The organism is Streptomyces spiroverticillatus (genome assembly GCA_014650415.1).
In the GTDB taxonomy this organism is placed as follows: domain Bacteria; phylum Actinomycetota; class Actinomycetes; order Streptomycetales; family Streptomycetaceae; genus Streptomyces; species Streptomyces spiroverticillatus.
The window spans coordinates 331630-347621 of record BMUX01000005.1 but is presented as its reverse complement, the minus strand read 5'-3'; the positions used below and the strand labels follow the sequence as shown (position 1 = coordinate 347621).

Annotated in this window: 17 protein-coding genes; 9 read left to right on the top strand and 8 right to left on the bottom strand. The window is 67.8% G+C overall.

Annotated elements, in window-relative coordinates:
- Positions 1 to 8 precede the first annotated feature (8 nt).
- Positions 9 to 620 carry a YdeI/OmpD-associated family protein gene (locus IE269_RS16185; RefSeq protein WP_189823646.1) on the bottom strand — a complete coding sequence of 204 codons (612 nt, stop codon included), beginning with the start codon at positions 618 to 620 and terminating at the stop codon, positions 9 to 11.
- A 75-nt stretch (positions 621 to 695) separates the two neighbouring features.
- Between IE269_RS16185 and IE269_RS16180 the strand changes: the two genes are divergently transcribed.
- From IE269_RS16180 to IE269_RS43165, 3 genes are read left to right on the top strand one after another with little or no spacing between them, the layout of a single operon-like run.
- On the top strand, positions 696 to 1352 hold the full coding sequence (locus tag IE269_RS16180) for a TetR/AcrR family transcriptional regulator (RefSeq protein WP_189823645.1): 657 nt from the start codon (positions 696 to 698) through the stop codon (positions 1350 to 1352).
- Positions 1349 to 2068, top strand: coding sequence for a phenylacetate--CoA ligase family protein (locus IE269_RS43170; RefSeq protein ID WP_229897745.1), 720 nt, complete (start codon positions 1349 to 1351; stop codon positions 2066 to 2068). Before IE269_RS16180 ends, IE269_RS43170 begins: the two co-directional genes overlap by 4 nt.
- Positions 1951 to 2751, top strand: coding sequence for a hypothetical protein (locus tag IE269_RS43165; protein WP_229897744.1), 801 nt, complete (start codon positions 1951 to 1953; stop codon positions 2749 to 2751). The genes IE269_RS43170 and IE269_RS43165 overlap by 118 nt, the downstream gene beginning before the upstream one ends.
- A 444-nt stretch (positions 2752 to 3195) precedes the next feature.
- On the opposite strand, the gene IE269_RS16170 is transcribed toward IE269_RS43165, so the two are convergent.
- A complete protein-coding gene (locus IE269_RS16170; RefSeq protein WP_189823644.1) occupies positions 3196 to 3924 on the bottom strand; it encodes an SDR family NAD(P)-dependent oxidoreductase in 729 nt (242 codons plus the stop codon).
- 83 nt (positions 3925 to 4007) lie between these two features.
- Between IE269_RS16170 and IE269_RS16165 the strand changes: the two genes are divergently transcribed.
- On the top strand, positions 4008 to 4577 hold the full coding sequence (locus tag IE269_RS16165; RefSeq protein WP_189823643.1) for a MarR family winged helix-turn-helix transcriptional regulator: 570 nt from the start codon (positions 4008 to 4010) through the stop codon (positions 4575 to 4577).
- A gap of 182 nt (positions 4578 to 4759) precedes the next feature.
- Here the strand turns inward: IE269_RS16165 and IE269_RS16160 are convergent, their stop codons facing one another.
- The 4 genes from IE269_RS16160 to IE269_RS16145 form a co-directional block, all read right to left on the bottom strand.
- Entirely contained in the window at positions 4760 to 5506 is a 747-nt protein-coding gene (locus IE269_RS16160) for a phosphotransferase (protein WP_189823642.1), read from the bottom strand.
- 216 nt (positions 5507 to 5722) lie between these two features.
- Positions 5723 to 7036: a ParB/RepB/Spo0J family partition protein gene (locus tag IE269_RS16155; RefSeq protein WP_189823641.1), complete on the bottom strand. Its 1314-nt coding sequence runs from the start codon at positions 7034 to 7036 to the stop codon at positions 5723 to 5725.
- A complete protein-coding gene (locus IE269_RS16150) occupies positions 7033 to 8187 on the bottom strand; it encodes a ParA family protein (protein WP_189823640.1) in 1155 nt (384 codons plus the stop codon). Before IE269_RS16150 ends, IE269_RS16155 begins: the two co-directional genes overlap by 4 nt.
- 122 nt (positions 8188 to 8309) lie before the next feature.
- Positions 8310 to 8942 (bottom strand): LysE/ArgO family amino acid transporter, encoded by a 633-nt coding sequence (locus tag IE269_RS16145; RefSeq protein ID WP_189823639.1) that lies wholly within the window; start codon positions 8940 to 8942, stop codon positions 8310 to 8312.
- A gap of 69 nt (positions 8943 to 9011) precedes the next feature.
- Here IE269_RS16145 and IE269_RS16140 point away from each other — a divergent pair, with 69 nt between their 5' ends.
- A complete protein-coding gene (locus IE269_RS16140) occupies positions 9012 to 9938 on the top strand; it encodes a LysR family transcriptional regulator ArgP (protein WP_189823876.1) in 927 nt (308 codons plus the stop codon).
- 19 nt (positions 9939 to 9957) lie between these two features.
- Here the strand turns inward: IE269_RS16140 and IE269_RS16135 are convergent, their stop codons facing one another.
- Positions 9958 to 10404 carry a protein-tyrosine phosphatase family protein gene (locus IE269_RS16135; RefSeq protein WP_189823638.1) on the bottom strand — a complete coding sequence of 149 codons (447 nt, stop codon included), beginning with the start codon at positions 10402 to 10404 and terminating at the stop codon, positions 9958 to 9960.
- A 57-nt stretch (positions 10405 to 10461) separates the two neighbouring features.
- A complete protein-coding gene (locus tag IE269_RS16130; RefSeq protein WP_189823637.1) occupies positions 10462 to 10896 on the bottom strand; it encodes an ATP-binding protein in 435 nt (144 codons plus the stop codon).
- A gap of 1315 nt (positions 10897 to 12211) precedes the next feature.
- Here IE269_RS16130 and IE269_RS16125 point away from each other — a divergent pair.
- From IE269_RS16125 to IE269_RS43160, 4 genes are all read left to right on the top strand, one after another.
- On the top strand, positions 12212 to 13387 hold the full coding sequence (locus IE269_RS16125; RefSeq protein WP_438817561.1) for a bifunctional DNA primase/polymerase: 1176 nt from the start codon (positions 12212 to 12214) through the stop codon (positions 13385 to 13387).
- Entirely contained in the window at positions 13384 to 15027 is a 1644-nt protein-coding gene (locus tag IE269_RS16120) for a DNA primase family protein (protein WP_189823635.1), read from the top strand. The genes IE269_RS16125 and IE269_RS16120 overlap by 4 nt, the downstream gene beginning before the upstream one ends.
- A 157-nt stretch (positions 15028 to 15184) precedes the next feature.
- A complete protein-coding gene (locus IE269_RS16115) occupies positions 15185 to 15568 on the top strand; it encodes a DUF6009 family protein (protein ID WP_189823634.1) in 384 nt (127 codons plus the stop codon).
- Positions 15569 to 15763: 195 nt separating this feature from the next.
- Positions 15764 to 15958, top strand: a complete 195-nt coding sequence (locus IE269_RS43160) for a hypothetical protein (protein ID WP_229897743.1) — start codon at positions 15764 to 15766, stop codon at positions 15956 to 15958.
- Positions 15959 to 15992 lie beyond the last annotated feature (34 nt).

Sequence of the window (15992 nt, the reverse complement as noted above, 5' to 3'; positions counted from 1 at the left end):
CACCGGGCTCAGCCGCCTTCCGTCGACCTCAGCACGCTCAACACCCGTTCCAGCCGTGCCTCCCTGGCCTTCTGCGTCAGGGCCTGGAGCAGCGGAAGGATCAACTGGTAACGGGCCGTCCTGTCGAGCGCGTCGAAGGCCTTCCGCGCATCAGGATCGGCATCGAGTGCAGCCGCCAGGTCGGGCGGTGCGGTGGCGGTCTTCTGCGACTCGTACGCCTTCGTCCAGCGTCCGTCCTCTTGTGCCTTGCGCACCTCGGCCATTCCCGGCTCGCGCATCCGCCCCTCGGCAAGCAGCAACGCCACCTTGTCGACGTTGACCTGCGACCACAGGCTCCGGGGACGGCGTGGCACGTACCGCTGAAGGTAGTGGTCCCCGTCGAGCGAACGGCGCTGCCCGGAGATCCAGCCGAAGCACAGCCCGATGTCGACGAGTTCACCGTCGGTCACGGACGGAATCCCGGACTTCTTCTTCGCAACCTTGACCCAAATGCCTTCCTGGCGTGCGTGGTTGACGTCCAGCCAGCTTTCGAAGGCCCGCCCGTCGGGGAAGGCGACGATCTCGACACCGTCGATCAGGCCGAGCCCGTTGTCCCCGCCGGTCCCACTGCTCTCTTCCATGCGGGTCAGGCTAATGCCCGTTCCCTTCTCAGGGGCCTCTGGATTAAATACGATGCAGTACCGTATCGTTTTCCCATGACGATTGAACCCGGAGTCTCCCCTCCCCGTTCCCCGGGGCGCCCGCGCAGTCGTGCGGCGGACGAGGCGATCCTCGTCGCAGCACTGGACCTGCTCATCGAGCGGGGCATGAGCGCGACCAGCATCGAGCAGATCGCACGCCGTGCCGGAGTCACGCGCGCGACCGTGTACCGCAGGTTCCCCAACCTGACCGATCTGCTGGTACACGCCATCGAGTGGGAGTACCAGGACACGGATCCCGCAGCACTGAGCTGGCCGGACATTCCCTCCATGGTCAGGGACTGGGCCGGACAACTCAGCGAGCCCCGCTCCCGCCGTCTCGTCCGTCGTCTCTACGGCACGGTGGACGACCTCCCCGAGCTGCTTCACACCTACCACTCGGCACACGGAAGCCATCGCGGTCACGCAGTCCGCAACACTCTCGAAAGAGCCCGCGCCACAGGCCAACTCCCCCCGCACAGCGACCCGGAGACCCTCCAACTGGTGCTCAGCGGTGCGGCACTCCAGCATCTGGCCGCGTACCCCGACACCACCGAGGCCAAGGACATCGAGGCCTATTTCCTCGCCGTCCTCCACCAGGTCGGCTTCCCCGTCACACCCCCCTCTTCCCCCTCTCCCAGGCCCACCGCCTCGCGAAGGAGCGCACAACAATGACGCAGGACAACGCACCCGGCAACATGTCGTGGCTCGGTCCGGACATCCGACGAGCCCGCAAGCAGGGCATCGACGGACTCGCCCGCCGCCAACAAGCCCGACTGGCCGACGCCGTGGCCCGCGCCCGCACCGGGTCCCCGTACTACCGCGATCTCTACAGCAGCCTCCCCCAGCGGGTGGACGACCCGACGCTGCTCCCCGTCACCGACAAACGCCGGTTAATGGAGCAGTTCGACGACTGGGCCACCGACCGGGACATCACCTACGACAAGGTCCGCGACTTCGTCGACACCCCGGAGCGGATCGGAGAACGGTTCCTGGGCCGGTACATGGTGGCCACCACCTCCGGAACCAGCGGTCGGCGCGGGTTGTTCGTCCTTGACGACCGGTACATGGACATTGGTGCCGCGCTCACCTCGCAGGCCCTCGCCACCTGGCTGGGCCCCTCGGGCATCCTGCGGGCTGCGGCCCGGGGTGGCCGGTTCGCCCAACTGGTCGCGGTCGGCGGTCACTACGTGGGCTTCGCCGGCAACCGCCGTGCGGCCCGCGAAGGGGGCTGGCGCAACAAGATCCTCCGCGCATTCTCCGTGCATTCTCCGTGCACACGCCGCTGCCCGAACTGGTCGCCCAGCTCAACGCGTACCGGCCGGCCGTCATCATCGGCTACACCAGCACGATCATGCTGCTCACCGCGGAGCGGGAGGCGGGACGCCTGACCATCGACCCCGTGCTGGTGCAACCTGCGGGCGAAACGATGACCACGGCGGACACCGACCGAATAGCCGCGGCCTTCGGAGACCGCACGGTGGTCCGCACGGTGTACGGGGCCACCGAGTGCACCTACCTCAGCTACAGCTGCGCAGAATGCTGGTACCACGTCAACTCCGACTGGGCCGTTGTGGAACCGGTCGACGCGGACTATCGGCCGACCCCGCCCGGCCAGTTCTCCCACACCGTCCTCGTCACCAACCTGGCCAACCGTGTGCAGCCGTTCCTGCGGTACGACCTCGAGGACAGCGTTCTGCTCAATCCGGACCCCTGCCGTTGCGGCAGCCCGCTCCCGGCGATCCGGGTACAGGGCCGCGCGGGCGACATCCTGACCTTCCCCGGGATCTCCGGCGACGAGGTCCGGATCAGCCCCTTGGCGCTGAGCACGCTGTTCGACCGCACGCCGGGAGTGGAGCTGTTCCAGATCGAGCAGACCGCCTCCTCGGCACTCCGAGTACGGCTGCGCCTGGCGGAGGGTGCGGAGCCGGACCTCGTATGGCAATCCGTGGAGCGGGAGCTGAAAGTGTTGTCCGCGGACAACAAGCTCGCGAGGCTGACCATCGAGCGGGCGCAGGAAACTCCCGAGCAGTCTCCCGGTGGAAAGTTCAGAACGGTGATCCCGCTCGCCTGAAGTGCTCAGGGGGCCCGGCTGAGCGAAAACCGCGCATTCGGGCCCTCTCAGGGCCTCACGGAGGGACCCAAAACGCCCAGGAGCCCCGCTGAGCGCCTCCGGCGGGCCCAATGACCCCGTCACACCACCCCCTCCGAGTTCGGGCCCCTGAGGGCCCTTTCTGTGGGTCGATTTTTGCCCAATTTTGCGGCACTTAAGAAATTTGCTCATTTTGAGCCGTCGCGCAGCCCCAGCGCTGCTGTTGTCCGCGGACAACACATCTCGAGGGACACCTCTCCCGAGACGCACCGGTCCGCTCGGCCACCACTCCCCCACTGCCGTCAGCGAGTACCCGGCGTTGTCCGCGGACAACAGATCCGTTGTTGTCCGCGGACAACAGATCTCTTGTTGTCCGCGGACAACAACCCGGCCACCTTCAGCCGAGTCACCCGCCGGCCTCCGACATCACCGGGTACTCCGTGCCCCGCCGTTCACGTTCAGGACTTGGCCGGTGATGTGTCGCGCGGCCGACGAAGCAAGAAACGCAACGGCGCCCACGATGTCCGAGGGCACCCCGGCCCGACCCGTGGCGGTGGCCTCGACCAGAGCGCTGCGACGCTCATCGGAGAGACGGTCTCGGAAGAACTCGGTATCGGCGATGTAGCCGGGCGACACCACATTGGCCGTGATGCCACGAGGCCCCAGCTCCGCCGCGACGTTCAGGTTCCAGTTGGCGAGTCCGGCCTTGGCGGCGCCGTAGGAGCCCGAGGCCTGATCGGCAGCGATGGACCCGATCTGCACGACGGACCCGCCTGCCGACAATCGGGATTCCAGAGCCTTGGTCGTCAGAGCCGCACTGATCAGATTCGCCTCAAGGTTCGCCCGGAAAGCTCGGGCGTACGACATCAGATCCGCCTCTGATCCGGACTCGGCATCAAGGTCGGTGTTGCCTCCGGCGTTGTTGATCAGCACATCGATGTGCTCGGGAAGCTCCGCAAGAAGCCGGCCGAGCGCATCCGGATCGGTGTGGTCACACGTCACGGCACGCACATTGGCGCTCTGCGCAGCCACCTCCTTGAGGGGCCCGGACCGCCGACCCGTGATCACAACCGTGTCTCCCTGCGCGGCGAAGTACTCGGCAACAGCTCGGCCGATGCCCGTTCCGCCGCCCGTCACCAGAACGGTACGTGACATACGATGCCTCCCAACAGCTCTCGTTCAGGCCTAAATTTAGTTCTAAACGTAAACAGGGGAGAGGTGTCTTGGCAAGGGAACCGGTGAACACAAACAGCAGCGGGCAGTACCCGACGGACGGTGCGTCGACGTATCCCGTCCAGGAAATCGCAGCCGCCTGGGAGCGGGAGCGCCCCGGAACTCCCGTCTCTTCGATCGGGATCGTCACTCCCATCTGGCGGCTCGCCAAGCTTCTCGGCGACGACCGCAGGCGTGTGCTCGCTCAAGCCGGTGTGGACTCCGCCACCCTGGATCTTCTGAGCGTGCTGCGGAGAAACGGCGCCCCTTACACCCTCAGCACCCGCGAGCTCAGCCGACGCTCATTGGTCACGGCGGGCGCCATCTCCCAGCGGGTCGCCCGCGCGGAACGCGAAGGTCTCGTCACGCGACGCCCGGGCGAAGGGCGGCCACGCACGGTCCACGTCACGCTGACCCGGACCGGGCACGACCTGGTGGAGGAGACCGTCGATCAGGTGCTGGGCCGGGAGGCAGAGCTGATGGGCGGCCTCAGCAGTGAGCAGCAGGACCGGCTGGCGGAGCTGCTCCAACTGCTTCTTCAGGACGTTCAGCACCGGCTCGGAGACACCCGAATTTCTCACGTCGGAGAAGACTGAGTGCTGTCTGGTGTTGTCCGCGGACAACACCAGACAGCACTCAGAGTGCGAGCCGGCCGTCGAATTCTGTTGTCCGCGGACAACAGCGAGACACCAGAGACAGTGGATTCATGGTGCTTGCCGGGAGCGTCATGGACGAAGAAGGCAACCTCACCGTGTTGTCCGCGGACAACAGAGGAGGGTCAGCCACCGGTGTTGTTGTCCGCGGACAACAACGGGGACGTGGAAGCGGCCAAGGTGGCAACCAGGGAAGCCGCCTCGTCCAAGCGGCCGATCTCTTCAGGGCTCAGATTCGGGTCCTCGGCCCGGCGGGCACGCGCACGTGCAAGGCAACCGGAGCCCGCGTCGTCCAGGTCGATCCCACTGCCTCGCCGCTCCAGGAGTGACGTGAGCATCATCCGCGCTCCGGTTGCCATGGCTGCGACTTGCGGTCCGGCTTCGGGCGGACACGGGACGACCGCCACCTCGGCAAGGATCAGTGCGGTCATTGCCCAGTCCAGTCCCTCCGGTCCCTCGGCGGTCGTGCACCAGTCGATGACCATCGGCCCTTCGGCCGTCAGCATCACGTTGTCCGGATGCAGATCGAGATGCAGGATCCGGTCTTGAGGGTGGGTGGAGACCCTGGCGGGAACCTTGTGCAGGCTGTGCAGGAGCTCGGCGACGATCGTCGCTGCTGCCTCTTCGGTGATCTCTCCGGAGACGAAGGCCTGGAGCATCGTCTTGCCGTACAGCCGCTGAATGACCATCTCCGACGGCACCTCAGCGGCGCGAACAGCCGGTACGGGATAGCCGTGCGCTGCCAGGTGGGCCATGACGGCCACCTCTTCTGCCGTGTCCCCGCCGTGCCGGTTTCTGCGCAGCACCCACTGCTCGTCGAGCGCGAAGATCTCTGCACTGCGTCCCGACCCCAACAACTCACCTATGTCCATGCGGGTGAAGATATGCCGAACCTGATCTTGGTGGTTGCGGTTTCACACAGTTGCCGGGGCCCCGCATGGATGTGTCCGGCTCGCAACTCGGGAGGCATCTGCAAGGTGGGCAGCCGGAAACGCCGAAGGGGCACGCCCCGGCGTGATCGGCCGGGTGCGTGCCCCTTGGGTCCTGTGCTCCTGAGTCCGGTACTCCCTGGGTCCGGGGGAGGAGCCTCACATGTGGTGGTGCAATTCCTCGATCAGGGCGACGAGTTCGTCACTGCTGAGACCTGCGGCCAGAGTGCGCGCCTGCTCCTTGGGGGTGGCACCGAGCTGCTGCACGAGTCGTCGGGACGCCTCGGAGCGTACGGATGCAGCCCCGCCGTCGCCGGCCGACTCGTCGTCCCCGTCGTCGTCAGGAGCGGCGATGTTGCTCTTCTGGGCCGCAGGTCGCGGGGAGTTGTTGTCCGCGGACAACAACTCGGCTTCCACCGCGGGTTGTTCCGGAACGGTCTTCGCCGGTGCGGGCGTCGGCGCGGGGGCCGCGACAGGCGCCGGAGCCGGAGCCGGAACTGCGACTGGTGCCGTGGCCTCGGCCGTCACCGGTGCAGCGGGCTCCGGCGTGCGCGGGGCCGGGGCGTCCTGCCACACCGGCTGCGGCATGTTGTCCGCGGACAACACCTGCTCTGCTTCGGCCTGCTCCGCCGCGAGCTCCGCGTTCTTCTGCGTGAAGGCGTCCTCGACGGCGCTCTGGCCCCGCTTCTTGATCTGGTCGGCAGCCGCCTTGACCTCTTCGCGGGTCTTGGCCTCCTGCTCCCGGTAGTCGCCGAGGTACTGAAGAAGGGCCGGCACGCTGAGTCCGGGCTCTTCCTTCAGCCGTCGGGCCAGCAACCGCCCGTCCCGCTCAGGCAGCGAACCCATGCTGAGCATGTTCTGCAGGTCCTGCGGAAGGTCCAGGAGCGCGAGCTGGTTGGTGACCCACGAGCGGTCGCGGCCGAGCCGCTTGGCGGCCCGGGCACGAGCACCCGAGGGCGATTCCTCGCTGCACACCAGCACCAGTTGCTGCACGCCCCGGGCCCGCTCGACGACGTCGAAGTCCTCGCGCTCCAGGTTCTCCTTGAGCAGGTGGTCTATGAAGGCCTCGCGCGAGGACGCCAGGTCGTCCCGTACGACGAAGTCCAACGACTCCAGACCCACGTGCAGGGCGCAGCGGTAGCGGCGCTCACCGTTGATCAGGACGTACTGGGCGTCGCCCACGGCCAACTCGTGCTGCGGCCACACCTGGAGGTAGGCCTTGCGGGAGATGGCCACGCAGGCGGCGAGCTGCGTGTTGCGCAACTCCTCGCCGAAGCGGGTCATTTCCTCTTCCGAGCCGAAGTTGCGGCGCGGGTTCAGGGGGGTCGGGGCGACTTCTTCGAGGCGGATGCGGGACAGCTCGTACTCGGGCACGTCGCCCTGGACGAGAGCCTTGGCGCGTCCGCGGGCGCTGCGGCCGCGCGGTACGCCTCCGAACGAGGAGCCGGTGCCGAGGCGGTCGGCGACGCTCATGAGGTGATCCTCCGTGCGATGGTGCGCATGATCTCGGACTGCTCGCAGTCGGGTGCGTAGCTGAGGAGCGGCTGCTTGAGGCGGACGGCCTCACGCTGCTCCTTGCGCTCCGGCATGATGCCGATGACCGGCGGGTCGCCGATCGCCTTCCAACTGTCCAGGGAGGACGTGGCGATGTAGCCCTTGCGGCTGTCGTACATGTTGACGATGAAGCCGAGCATGGTGATCTCGACCTCCATGTCCGCGGTCAGATCCTGGATCTGGTCGTAGAGCATGTCGTAGGCGTCCGCGGACGAGTCCTCCGCGAGCACCGGCACGAAGACTCCGGAGGTCTCCGGCTCCTCGTCCTCCCGGGTGCGGCAGTAGTAGAGCGCGGTGTCCATGGAGTAGCCGAGGCTGGGCGGGCAGTCGACGACGATGTAGTCGAACTCCTTCTCCAGCGGCTCCATGGCCTTCTCCAGGGCGGTCTCCTTGACCCTCACGAAGCGGCTGGTGGCAAGCTTCGCGTCGAGCAGGAACGCGTCCTTGCACGCGGGCAGCAGGAACAGCCGGCCCGCGAAGCCGCTCTCCTCTATCGGGACGAGCAGCTCGCGCAGGTCGCCCTTGGCCTCGCCGAGCATGTGCTTGGCCAGGCTGGGCTCCTCGATGTCGAAGAGCTGGTAGCCGAGTTGCTTGGTGAGGTGGCCCTGCGGGTCGAAGTCGATGAGCAGGACGCGGTTGCCGCCCTCGGCGAGGGCCTGGGCCACACCGGAGGACGTGGCGGTCTTGCCGACGCCGCCCTTCTGGTTGCCGAAGATGATGCGGCGTGCGCCGTTGGGGCGGGCGGGGCGACGGGGGGAGGGGTGGGCTCCGAGCCACAGGCGGATGGCCTGGGCGATGCCTTGGTTGAAGGGGAGGCCGCGTTCCTTGCAGTCGTCCTTGAACTCCCCGTACAGGCCTGTGGGCAGGTACGTCGAGAAGGAGCTGCCGCCGGTGGTGTCGACGATGGGGTATTCGGTGTCGCCCGAACGCCACGCCTGCACGCCTTCGGTGACGGCATCCTTGATGTCGACGCCCAACTCGGCTGCTCTGACTTTGAGTTCCTGGCGCAGGGAGGCGGGGAGCTTCGCTACTACCTTTTCCCGGTCGTCCGGGGCGTATGGGACGGTCATGCGGTTACCTTACTCACCTCCGTGGGGTTTTTGGTGACATTGGTGCGGTCAATACGCTGCGTGTCGGCTGACAGCAGCGGCTTTTGACGGAGCGTGAGGGGTTCAGGAGGGCTCTGGCCAGGTCAGATTCCGGCGACCAGCATCCCTCCCATGGCCACCATCGTGACGGCGACCACTCCGTCCAGCACCCGCCAGGCACCCGGCTTCGCCAGCAGCCCGCTCAGCAGCCGCGCCCCGTACCCCAGGCTGGCGAACCACGTCAGGCTCGCCAGCATCGCGCCCGCTCCGAAGGCCCATCGCAGGGAACCGTGGTCGGAGGCGACGGAGCCGAGCAGGAGGACGGTGTCGAGGTAGACGTGGGGGTTGAGCCAGGTCATGGCGAGACAGGTGAGCACCGCGGCACGAGCGGAGCCGGTGGCTTTGCCGGTCGTTGTGAGGGCGGCGTCGGGGGAGGGCCGCAGGACCCGGCGGGCGGCCAGGACCCCGTACGTGATCAGGAAGGCGCCACCGGCGAGACCGACCACGGTGAGGGCGGCGGGCCAGGCCGTGACGAACGCACCGACGCCCGTCACTCCGAGCGCGATGAGGACCGCATCGGACACGGCGCAGATCGCGACGACCGCGAGGACCGCGTGGCGGTGGGCTCCCTGCCGCAGGACGAAGGCGTTCTGTGCGCCGATGGCGACGATGAGGGCGAGTCCGGTGCCGAAACCCGCGAGCAGGGCGGTGATGATCCCCGAGGTGCTGTCTGTCATGCCGTCGACGCTAGGGAACCCCAAGGATTCAGTCCAGCTAAAGATTCTTACGTACCATTAGCGCTCATGATGGAAGAGCTTCCTCTGGACCAGGTGTCCACCCTGCTCGCGGTCGTCGACGAGGGCACCTTCGATGCCGCGGCCTCCGCCCTGCACCTGACCCCGTCCGCTGTCAGCCAGCGCATCAAGGCCCTGGAACAGCGCACCGGGCGGGTGCTGTTGATGCGGTCGAAGCCGGTGCGGCCCACCGAGTCGGGGCAGGTGGTCGTGCGGTTCGCCCGCCAGCTCGCTCTACTGGAGCGCGGGGCGCGGGACGAGTTGGGGCTCGCGGCGGGGCCGGGGGAGAGGCAGGGGCCGACCAGACTGGCCATCGCTGTCAACGCCGATTCGCTCGCGACCTGGTTCCTGCCGTCCCTGACCCGGGTTCCGCAGGATCCTCCCCTCTGCTTCGAGCTGCATCGTGAGGACGAAGGTCACACCACTGCACTCCTGCGCGAGGGGCAGGTGATGGCAGCGGTCACCTCTTCGCCGGATCCGGTGGCGGGTTGCAGTGTGCGCGCGCTGGGTCTGGCCCGGTACCTGCCGGTGGCCAGCCCCGAGTTCGAGGAGCGGCACCTCTCGTCGGGCCGGCTCGTGGACCGGCTCAGGGAGGCGCCGGTGATGTCCTTCGACCGCAGGGACGAACTCCAGGACATCTTCCTGCGGTCACTGGCCGGTGACAGCACGCCCCCGGTGACCGCGAGCTCGTTCCGGCACTACATGCCGACCTCCGAGGGCTTCTGTGCCGCCGTCGTCGCGGGGCTCGGATGGGGACTCGTACCGGAGTCCCACGCACTGCCCCTGCTGCGGTCGGGAGCGCTGACCCTGCTCGCGACCGACCGCACCATGGACGTACCGCTGTTCTGGCAGCAGTGGAAGCTGGACTCGCCCGCACTCGCGGCTGTCGCGGCCGCGGTGGTGGCGACTGCGGCCGAGGAGTTGTTGCCGCCTCGGTGAGTGGCGTACGGAGGACGGGTCAGGCGGTGAAGCGGCGGACGTAGCGCTTCTGCCAAGGGGTCTCGACGGCATGGGGATCGTAGTGCTCGCGCACGAATCCGACCGCGTCCTCGGGCGGGACACCGTCGAGGACCGCGAGACAGGCCAGTGCGGTGCCCGTGCGTCCACGCCCGCCTGCACAGGCCAGCTCAATCCGGTCGCCGGTCGCCCTTGCCAAGGCCTCGGTCAGCAGTTCCCGGGCCTGGACGCGGTCGGCGGGCAGCCGGAAGTCGGGCCACCGCAGCCAAGCGGCTTCCCAGGGGACTTCGGGAGGCCGCTTGCCGAGAAGGTAGATCGCGTACGTCGGCGAGGGTCCCGCAGGCAGGGGACCGCGTAGTCCTCGCCCCCTGACCAGTCGTCCGGATGGCAGTCGCAGGACACCGGGCGCGGACGCTTCCCAAGGTTCTGAGGCGGAGGGCTCGATCATAAGTTCACGCTAAGCGGCGAGTCCGGGCTGTGACTGCCGTACGGGAAAAGCCGTTCGCTACCGGGGGAGTACCGCGCGAATCGTCTTGCCCTGGACCGGTGCCGTGCCCGAGTCGGTGGTCTTGAACCTGGGTGCGTAACGGGGACGAGCACTGCGTGCCGGGACGATCGTCACTTCGCGGGCCAGGAGCTGCACCAGGTGCCAGCCGAAGCCCCCGCTTCCGTCGTCCAGGTCGGGAGTGCGTTCGTGGGGGAGTTCGGGACTGGGATCACCCACCGCCACGGTGAGGGTTTCGGCAGACGCGGAGAACGCGAGGGTGTAGCGACCTCCCCCGTGTCGTACCGCGTTGGTCACCAATTCGGAGACGACCAGCACGAGGGAGTCGGCGGCGTCCGCAGCGGGTGCGGGGGAGAGACCGTCGGTGAATGCCTTCGCCGCCCTGCGGGCATGCGCGACGCCTTCGGTGCCCCAACCCTGGGTCGGCCCGGGCATGCGGTCCGATGTCACCCTGGACACAGGCTCTCGCCAGGCACCGCCGGGAAACGGGTTGGTCGTCCCGGAGAAGCGCTGCGGCGACGCCTGCGGGAGTTGCGGCCGGCCGTTCTTCTCAGCCGTTTGCTGGGTCAACTGCTTGCTGTTCATGCGCGTACGCCCCAATCCATGATCGGTTGTACCGCCTTGAGGCAGGCGTATGCCCGATCTATCGGCACTCAGACATCGCAGGAACATCCCTCAGACGTTGCAGATGCGAAATTCAGCTCGTACGAGTGACAGAGCCCGACCTTGTGAACAGGGACCCCGACCCGGTCCTGACGGGACACAGTCGACGGACCGAGGGCGGCGAAGCACAGCCGGGAAAGACCCGACGCATCCGTGCCGCAGTTGATTTTCCCAGTCCTTGAGTCCCTCAGTCCCCCTGGGCTTCCTGTACGCACGTGGTCCCTGCGGCAGGGCTGACCGCCAGGCCCGTCTCCTGAGCACCCGTTGCTGTCGCCGGAAACCTGCTGGGCGGTCCGCGCGAGGGACTGAAGCCGGCAGGCAGGGACCGGAAGGGACTGAAGTTCCGACTTGGGAACACCTGTGCCTTCTTCGGTCGTGAGGTTCATTCCTGGTACGGGCGACGCGTGCTCGGGACTGAAGCCGCAGGGACGGAACAGTTCGGTCCCTCCGTTCAGTCCCTCGGTAAAAGGCCAGGTCAGAGGGGTTAAGCGCAATCTGATCAAGGGACTGAGGGACTGAAGGGACTCAACTTTGCAGTATCCATCCCAATTGTGTGCGCGTGTGTATGCGGACGCGTGTAGAAGGCAGGTATGTGCTTGGAGCGCTCATAACTAGGATTTTGAGTCCCTTCAGTCCCTTTCAGTCCCCGTCTGATGCACGGACAACCCGCTGACCTGCAGGTTTACCGAGGGACTGAAGGGGAGGGACTGAACCGTTCCGTCCCCGACCCTTCCGTCCCTCTCGCAGGAAGGACGGAGAAAAGACCTACTGCCGGATATGTGTACGACGTACGGTCAGGGGGCACCCGACGCCCCCGCAGGACGCCCCGGTACCAGGCCATGACCAGGCCGGTACGAAGATCGCCCACCCGCCGAGGGCTCAAAGGGACTCAAGGGACTGAAGAACTGATACAACGGCAGTTCCCCGCGGAGATTGCCCACCCTTGCGCTAGGCTCAGGAGCTCATAGGAAAGTTCAGTCCCTTCAGTCCCTCATGCAGGTGCCAATAGGGCGTTGACCAGCGCTTTTACTGACAGGGACTGAAAGCACTAGAACGCACGACCTCTGACCCCGACAAGGACGACCGCGTGCCGCGCCACGGTGAGACCAGTACCCCAGTCCCTCCAGGGACTGTGCGGGCACACGACGTTGCCCGCTGGTGCGCAGGCAACGGCTGGCCGGTGCACCCGTTGGCTCCGGGCCGGAAGACACCTGCCGCCAACTGCAACAAATGCAGGGAGATCGGTCACCAGACCCGGGACTGCCCCTGCATCCCCGCAGGCCGCTGGTGCCACGGTTTCCGGGCCGCGACCACCAACGCGGCCCGGATCGACGACTGGTGGGGGGAGCACCCGACGATGGGAGTGGGCGTCGCCTGCGGCCCCGCAGGACTCGTCGTGCTGGACGTGGATGCGCACAGCGCCGAAGTGCCGCACCGCAACCGGCTCCTGCCGGGCATTCACATCGACCCGCGCGTCGACCTGACGGGACTCGCCTCGGGTTTCGACACGCTGGCCCTGCTGGCGGCCTACCGCGGCCACCAGGACCCGGCGAAGGACGAAACGACTCTCCGCGTACGCACTCCCTCGGGAGGTCTGCACATCTGGTACCGGAACACCCGCCCCGAGACCCGCTTCCGCTCCTCCACGGGTTCGAGCCCCAAGGTCGCCCTGGCCTGGCAGGTCGACATCCGTGCGGACAACGGCTACATCGTCGCGCCCACGAACCGGATCCCCCAGGGGACCTACGCGCCGGTCGGCGACGCCCGGATGCCGGCGCCCCTGCCCGACTGGCTCGCCGACGAACTGACCCGGACCGGGCATGTCGTCCAGGTCCGGGCCCAGGCTCCCGCCGTCACGCGGGCCCCCGGCGACGTACAGGCCCCGAGGGCGCTCAGGACCCCACAGAAGCCACTGGAAGCCCTGAAGGCCCCTCTGGCGCCCTCGACCGTCCCCTTCCCCCGCCTGCGCGTCCCGAGTGCTCCCAGGGCGGCACAGCGGCTTCTGGAGCCTCTCCTGGCCGAGGTCGCGGCCTGTGCGGCGATCCCGGAGGGGGCGAGCTTCTCCGAGAAGCTCAACAGGGCCGCGTACACGGCGGGCGGGCTGGTGGCCGGAGGCCACTTCGCGGAACCGCAGGTACGTGAACTCCTGATCCAGGCGGCCCTGACGGCCCGCCCGCACCAGCCGCAGCGCAACACCACGATCATCGACTCCGCCCTTGCCGCAGGTGCCACCCGACCGCTCCACCCCCAAGGACGCCCATGAGCAGCGCCGAGAGCACGAGCTTCGACGCCACTGCCGCCGCTCAGCAGATGCTCGAATTCCCGGCTCCCGAACCGGATTCGGACACCGCGACCGCCAGCACCGCGCTGCCCGCCCAACAGGTGTCGGGCCACGCCGCCGCGCCCGGACCGCTGGCCGTGCACGAGTCGTACGACACACTCGGCCAGCTCCCGCACATGCTCACCGACCGGGGGAACGCCAAGCTGTTCGCCCAGCTGTACGGCGACCAGTTCCGCCATGTCGAGGGGCTGGGCTGGTACTCCTGGGACCAGTACCGGTGGAAGCGCACCGGCGGTGAGAAGGCCGCGCTGTGGGCGGCGGGCGACATGGCCGAGCAGATGCCCGCGCAGGACCCGCGCGGCTTCTTCAGCGACCGTGAGCTCTACGCCCACCGCAAGCGCACCATGTCGACGCCCGGCATGAAGGCCCTGCTCACGCAGGCCAAGGCGTCCCCCGCGCTCACCCTCGACCCGGACGTCCTGGACGGCGACGCATACGCGCTGTGCACCCCGGAAGGGGTCGTGGACCTCCAGACCGGCGACATGCACAAGCCCGATCCGGTCAAGGACATGCACTCGCGGGCCACCAGTGTCGCCCCCGAGAACATGCCCACCCCGCGCTGGCACAAGTTCCTGCACGACACCTTCGGCGACGACGAGAAGGGATTGGAGACCATCCGGTTCCTGCACCTGCTGCTCGGCTACTCGATCACCGGGGACGTCGGCGCGCAGGTCCTGCCCTTCCTCTTCGGCGCGGGCGCCAACGGCAAGTCCGTGCTGCTCGACGTGATGATCCAGATCCTCGGCGACTACGCGGACGCGGCCCCGCCCGGATTCCTGATGGAGAAGGGCAAGTTCTCCGAGCACTCCACCGAGCTCACCGAACTGCACGGCCGGCGCATCATGGTCTGCTCCGAGCTCAAGCCCAACGACAAGTTCGACGAGTCCCGGGTCAAGCTCCTCACCGGCGGCGACCGCATCAAGGCTCGCCGAATGCGACAGGACTACTTCTCCTTCGCGCCCACCCACAAGCTGTGGCTCCTCGGCAACCACCGCCCCGAGGTCGGCACCGGCGGACACGCCTTCTGGCGGCGCATCCGCCTCATCCCGTTCGAGCGCGTGGTGCCGAACAAGCACAAGATCGACAACCTGGCCTTCGAGCTCGTACGGGACGAGGGCCCCGGCATCCTCCACTGGCTCATCGAGGGTGCGATGAGTTACCTGGAGACCCGGGACCCGCTCACAGGTCCCGATTCCGTACGTATGGCCACCGAGGCGTACGAGTCGACCGAGGACCACATCGGCCGATTCCTCAAGGAGTGCTGCGTCAAGAGCCCGCCCACCGCGAACGGGCCCGACCGCTTCTCCGACCTCCGCGTCGAGCAGGGTGTGCTCTATGCCGCGTACGGCACCTGGTGCAACGCCAGTGAGGGAATCAGGCCCGCGACCTCACGTTCTTTCGCCAGCCGCATCCGGCAGGAGCTCGGTCTGGCATCGCCGAACGACATGATGAAGTCCAGCGGAAAGAAGTACTACCCGGGTCTTGGCCTGCTCTCGGACGAGGACGATCCGGCGGTCGCGGGGGCCGTTTCCGGCGTTTCGAACGGCCCGGCAATCACATGACGCCCATTCGTGCACTGTGCCTTGACAGCGGGCAGCCTTACGATGGGTACCGAGCCTCCGGGCAGACGCACACACGGGACCCGAAGAACGGACCCGGCCCGGAGCGAGAAAACCGAGGCCGGTGCGTGGCCGGACACAACGAGGAGGGGCTTCAGCCATGAGCTCGCTACTGAACGAGAGCGATCTCGCCCACGAGAATGCGGTGGTGTGGCTGGAGAGCCCCGACGACCTCGACTACGTGCGTCAGGCTCTCGACAAGACACCCCGCCGCCGCGGCAAGCCGCGGTACGCCCGGGACGGCCGTCTCGTCGGCTACACAGAGCTGGACGAGCACGCCGAGGCCGACCCCGACAGCGGTCTGCACAAGCGCCGGGTCTTCTTCCTGCTGCCGCACGACCGCGACACCGCCCCCGGCGGCTACTACGCGGAGGGCGCGCCCGGCGAGGCCGTCGACCCGCGCACGATCGATCCGCAGAAGGTCGGCGAGAAGACGCCGCGCTCGCAGCAGGGTGCTTCGGCCGCGGCCATAGCGATGCCCTGAGACGGCATGACGCCATGACGCGGTGCCCGTCGGCGTGGCGTTTGAGGCGTTGACGGTGTGGGATCCGGGCGGGTCCCGATGGGAGAAACTGGCCGGGTGACCTCATCCCCGGCGCAGCAGCCGTTTCGCGACCGAGACCGTCCTGCGCTCGGACGTGGCGTCTCGACCCTGATCCCGTCCGGTCCCGGGACCGTCGTGGACTCCGCCGCGGACCGTGCGCGGGCGGCCCTCGCGGGCGTACGGACGGTCCCGGTGCACGTCGGAGTGCTCGAAGCGGCGGTCGTACTGCTCGAGGAGCGGTCCCGGACCAGCGACGACGCGACCGAACGGGCGGCGGCCGCCGCGACGGTGGCGAAGCTGAGGGAAGCGATGGAGGGCGGCAACGCCTGAGCCTGCGTCTTGTGTGCGGTTGGGCCTGCTTCGT

What these genes read in the sequence shown, in the direction of transcription:
- IE269_RS16140 (WP_189823876.1), top strand. Translation starts at nt 9,012, where the DNA reads ATGGAAGAGCTTCCTCTGGACCAGGTGTCCACCCTGCTCGCGGTCGTC.
- IE269_RS16130 (WP_189823637.1), bottom strand. Translation starts at nt 10,896, where the DNA reads ATGCCCGGGCCGACCCAGGGTTGGGGCACCGAAGGCGTCGCGCATGCC.
- IE269_RS16160 (WP_189823642.1), bottom strand. Translation starts at nt 5,506, where the DNA reads ATGGACATAGGTGAGTTGTTGGGGTCGGGACGCAGTGCAGAGATCTTC.
- IE269_RS16115 (WP_189823634.1), top strand. Translation starts at nt 15,185, where the DNA reads ATGAGCTCGCTACTGAACGAGAGCGATCTCGCCCACGAGAATGCGGTG.
- IE269_RS16150 (WP_189823640.1), bottom strand. Translation starts at nt 8,187, where the DNA reads ATGACCGTCCCATACGCCCCGGACGACCGGGAAAAGGTAGTAGCGAAG.
- IE269_RS16155 (WP_189823641.1), bottom strand. Translation starts at nt 7,036, where the DNA reads ATGAGCGTCGCCGACCGCCTCGGCACCGGCTCCTCGTTCGGAGGCGTA.
- IE269_RS16185 (WP_189823646.1), bottom strand. Translation starts at nt 620, where the DNA reads ATGGAAGAGAGCAGTGGGACCGGCGGGGACAACGGGCTCGGCCTGATC.
- IE269_RS16145 (WP_189823639.1), bottom strand. Translation starts at nt 8,942, where the DNA reads ATGACAGACAGCACCTCGGGGATCATCACCGCCCTGCTCGCGGGTTTC.
- IE269_RS16120 (WP_189823635.1), top strand. Translation starts at nt 13,384, where the DNA reads ATGAGCAGCGCCGAGAGCACGAGCTTCGACGCCACTGCCGCCGCTCAG.
- IE269_RS43170 (WP_229897745.1), top strand. Translation starts at nt 1,349, where the DNA reads ATGACGCAGGACAACGCACCCGGCAACATGTCGTGGCTCGGTCCGGAC.
- IE269_RS16170 (WP_189823644.1), bottom strand. Translation starts at nt 3,924, where the DNA reads ATGTCACGTACCGTTCTGGTGACGGGCGGCGGAACGGGCATCGGCCGA.
- IE269_RS16135 (WP_189823638.1), bottom strand. Translation starts at nt 10,404, where the DNA reads ATGATCGAGCCCTCCGCCTCAGAACCTTGGGAAGCGTCCGCGCCCGGT.
- IE269_RS16180 (WP_189823645.1), top strand. Translation starts at nt 696, where the DNA reads ATGACGATTGAACCCGGAGTCTCCCCTCCCCGTTCCCCGGGGCGCCCG.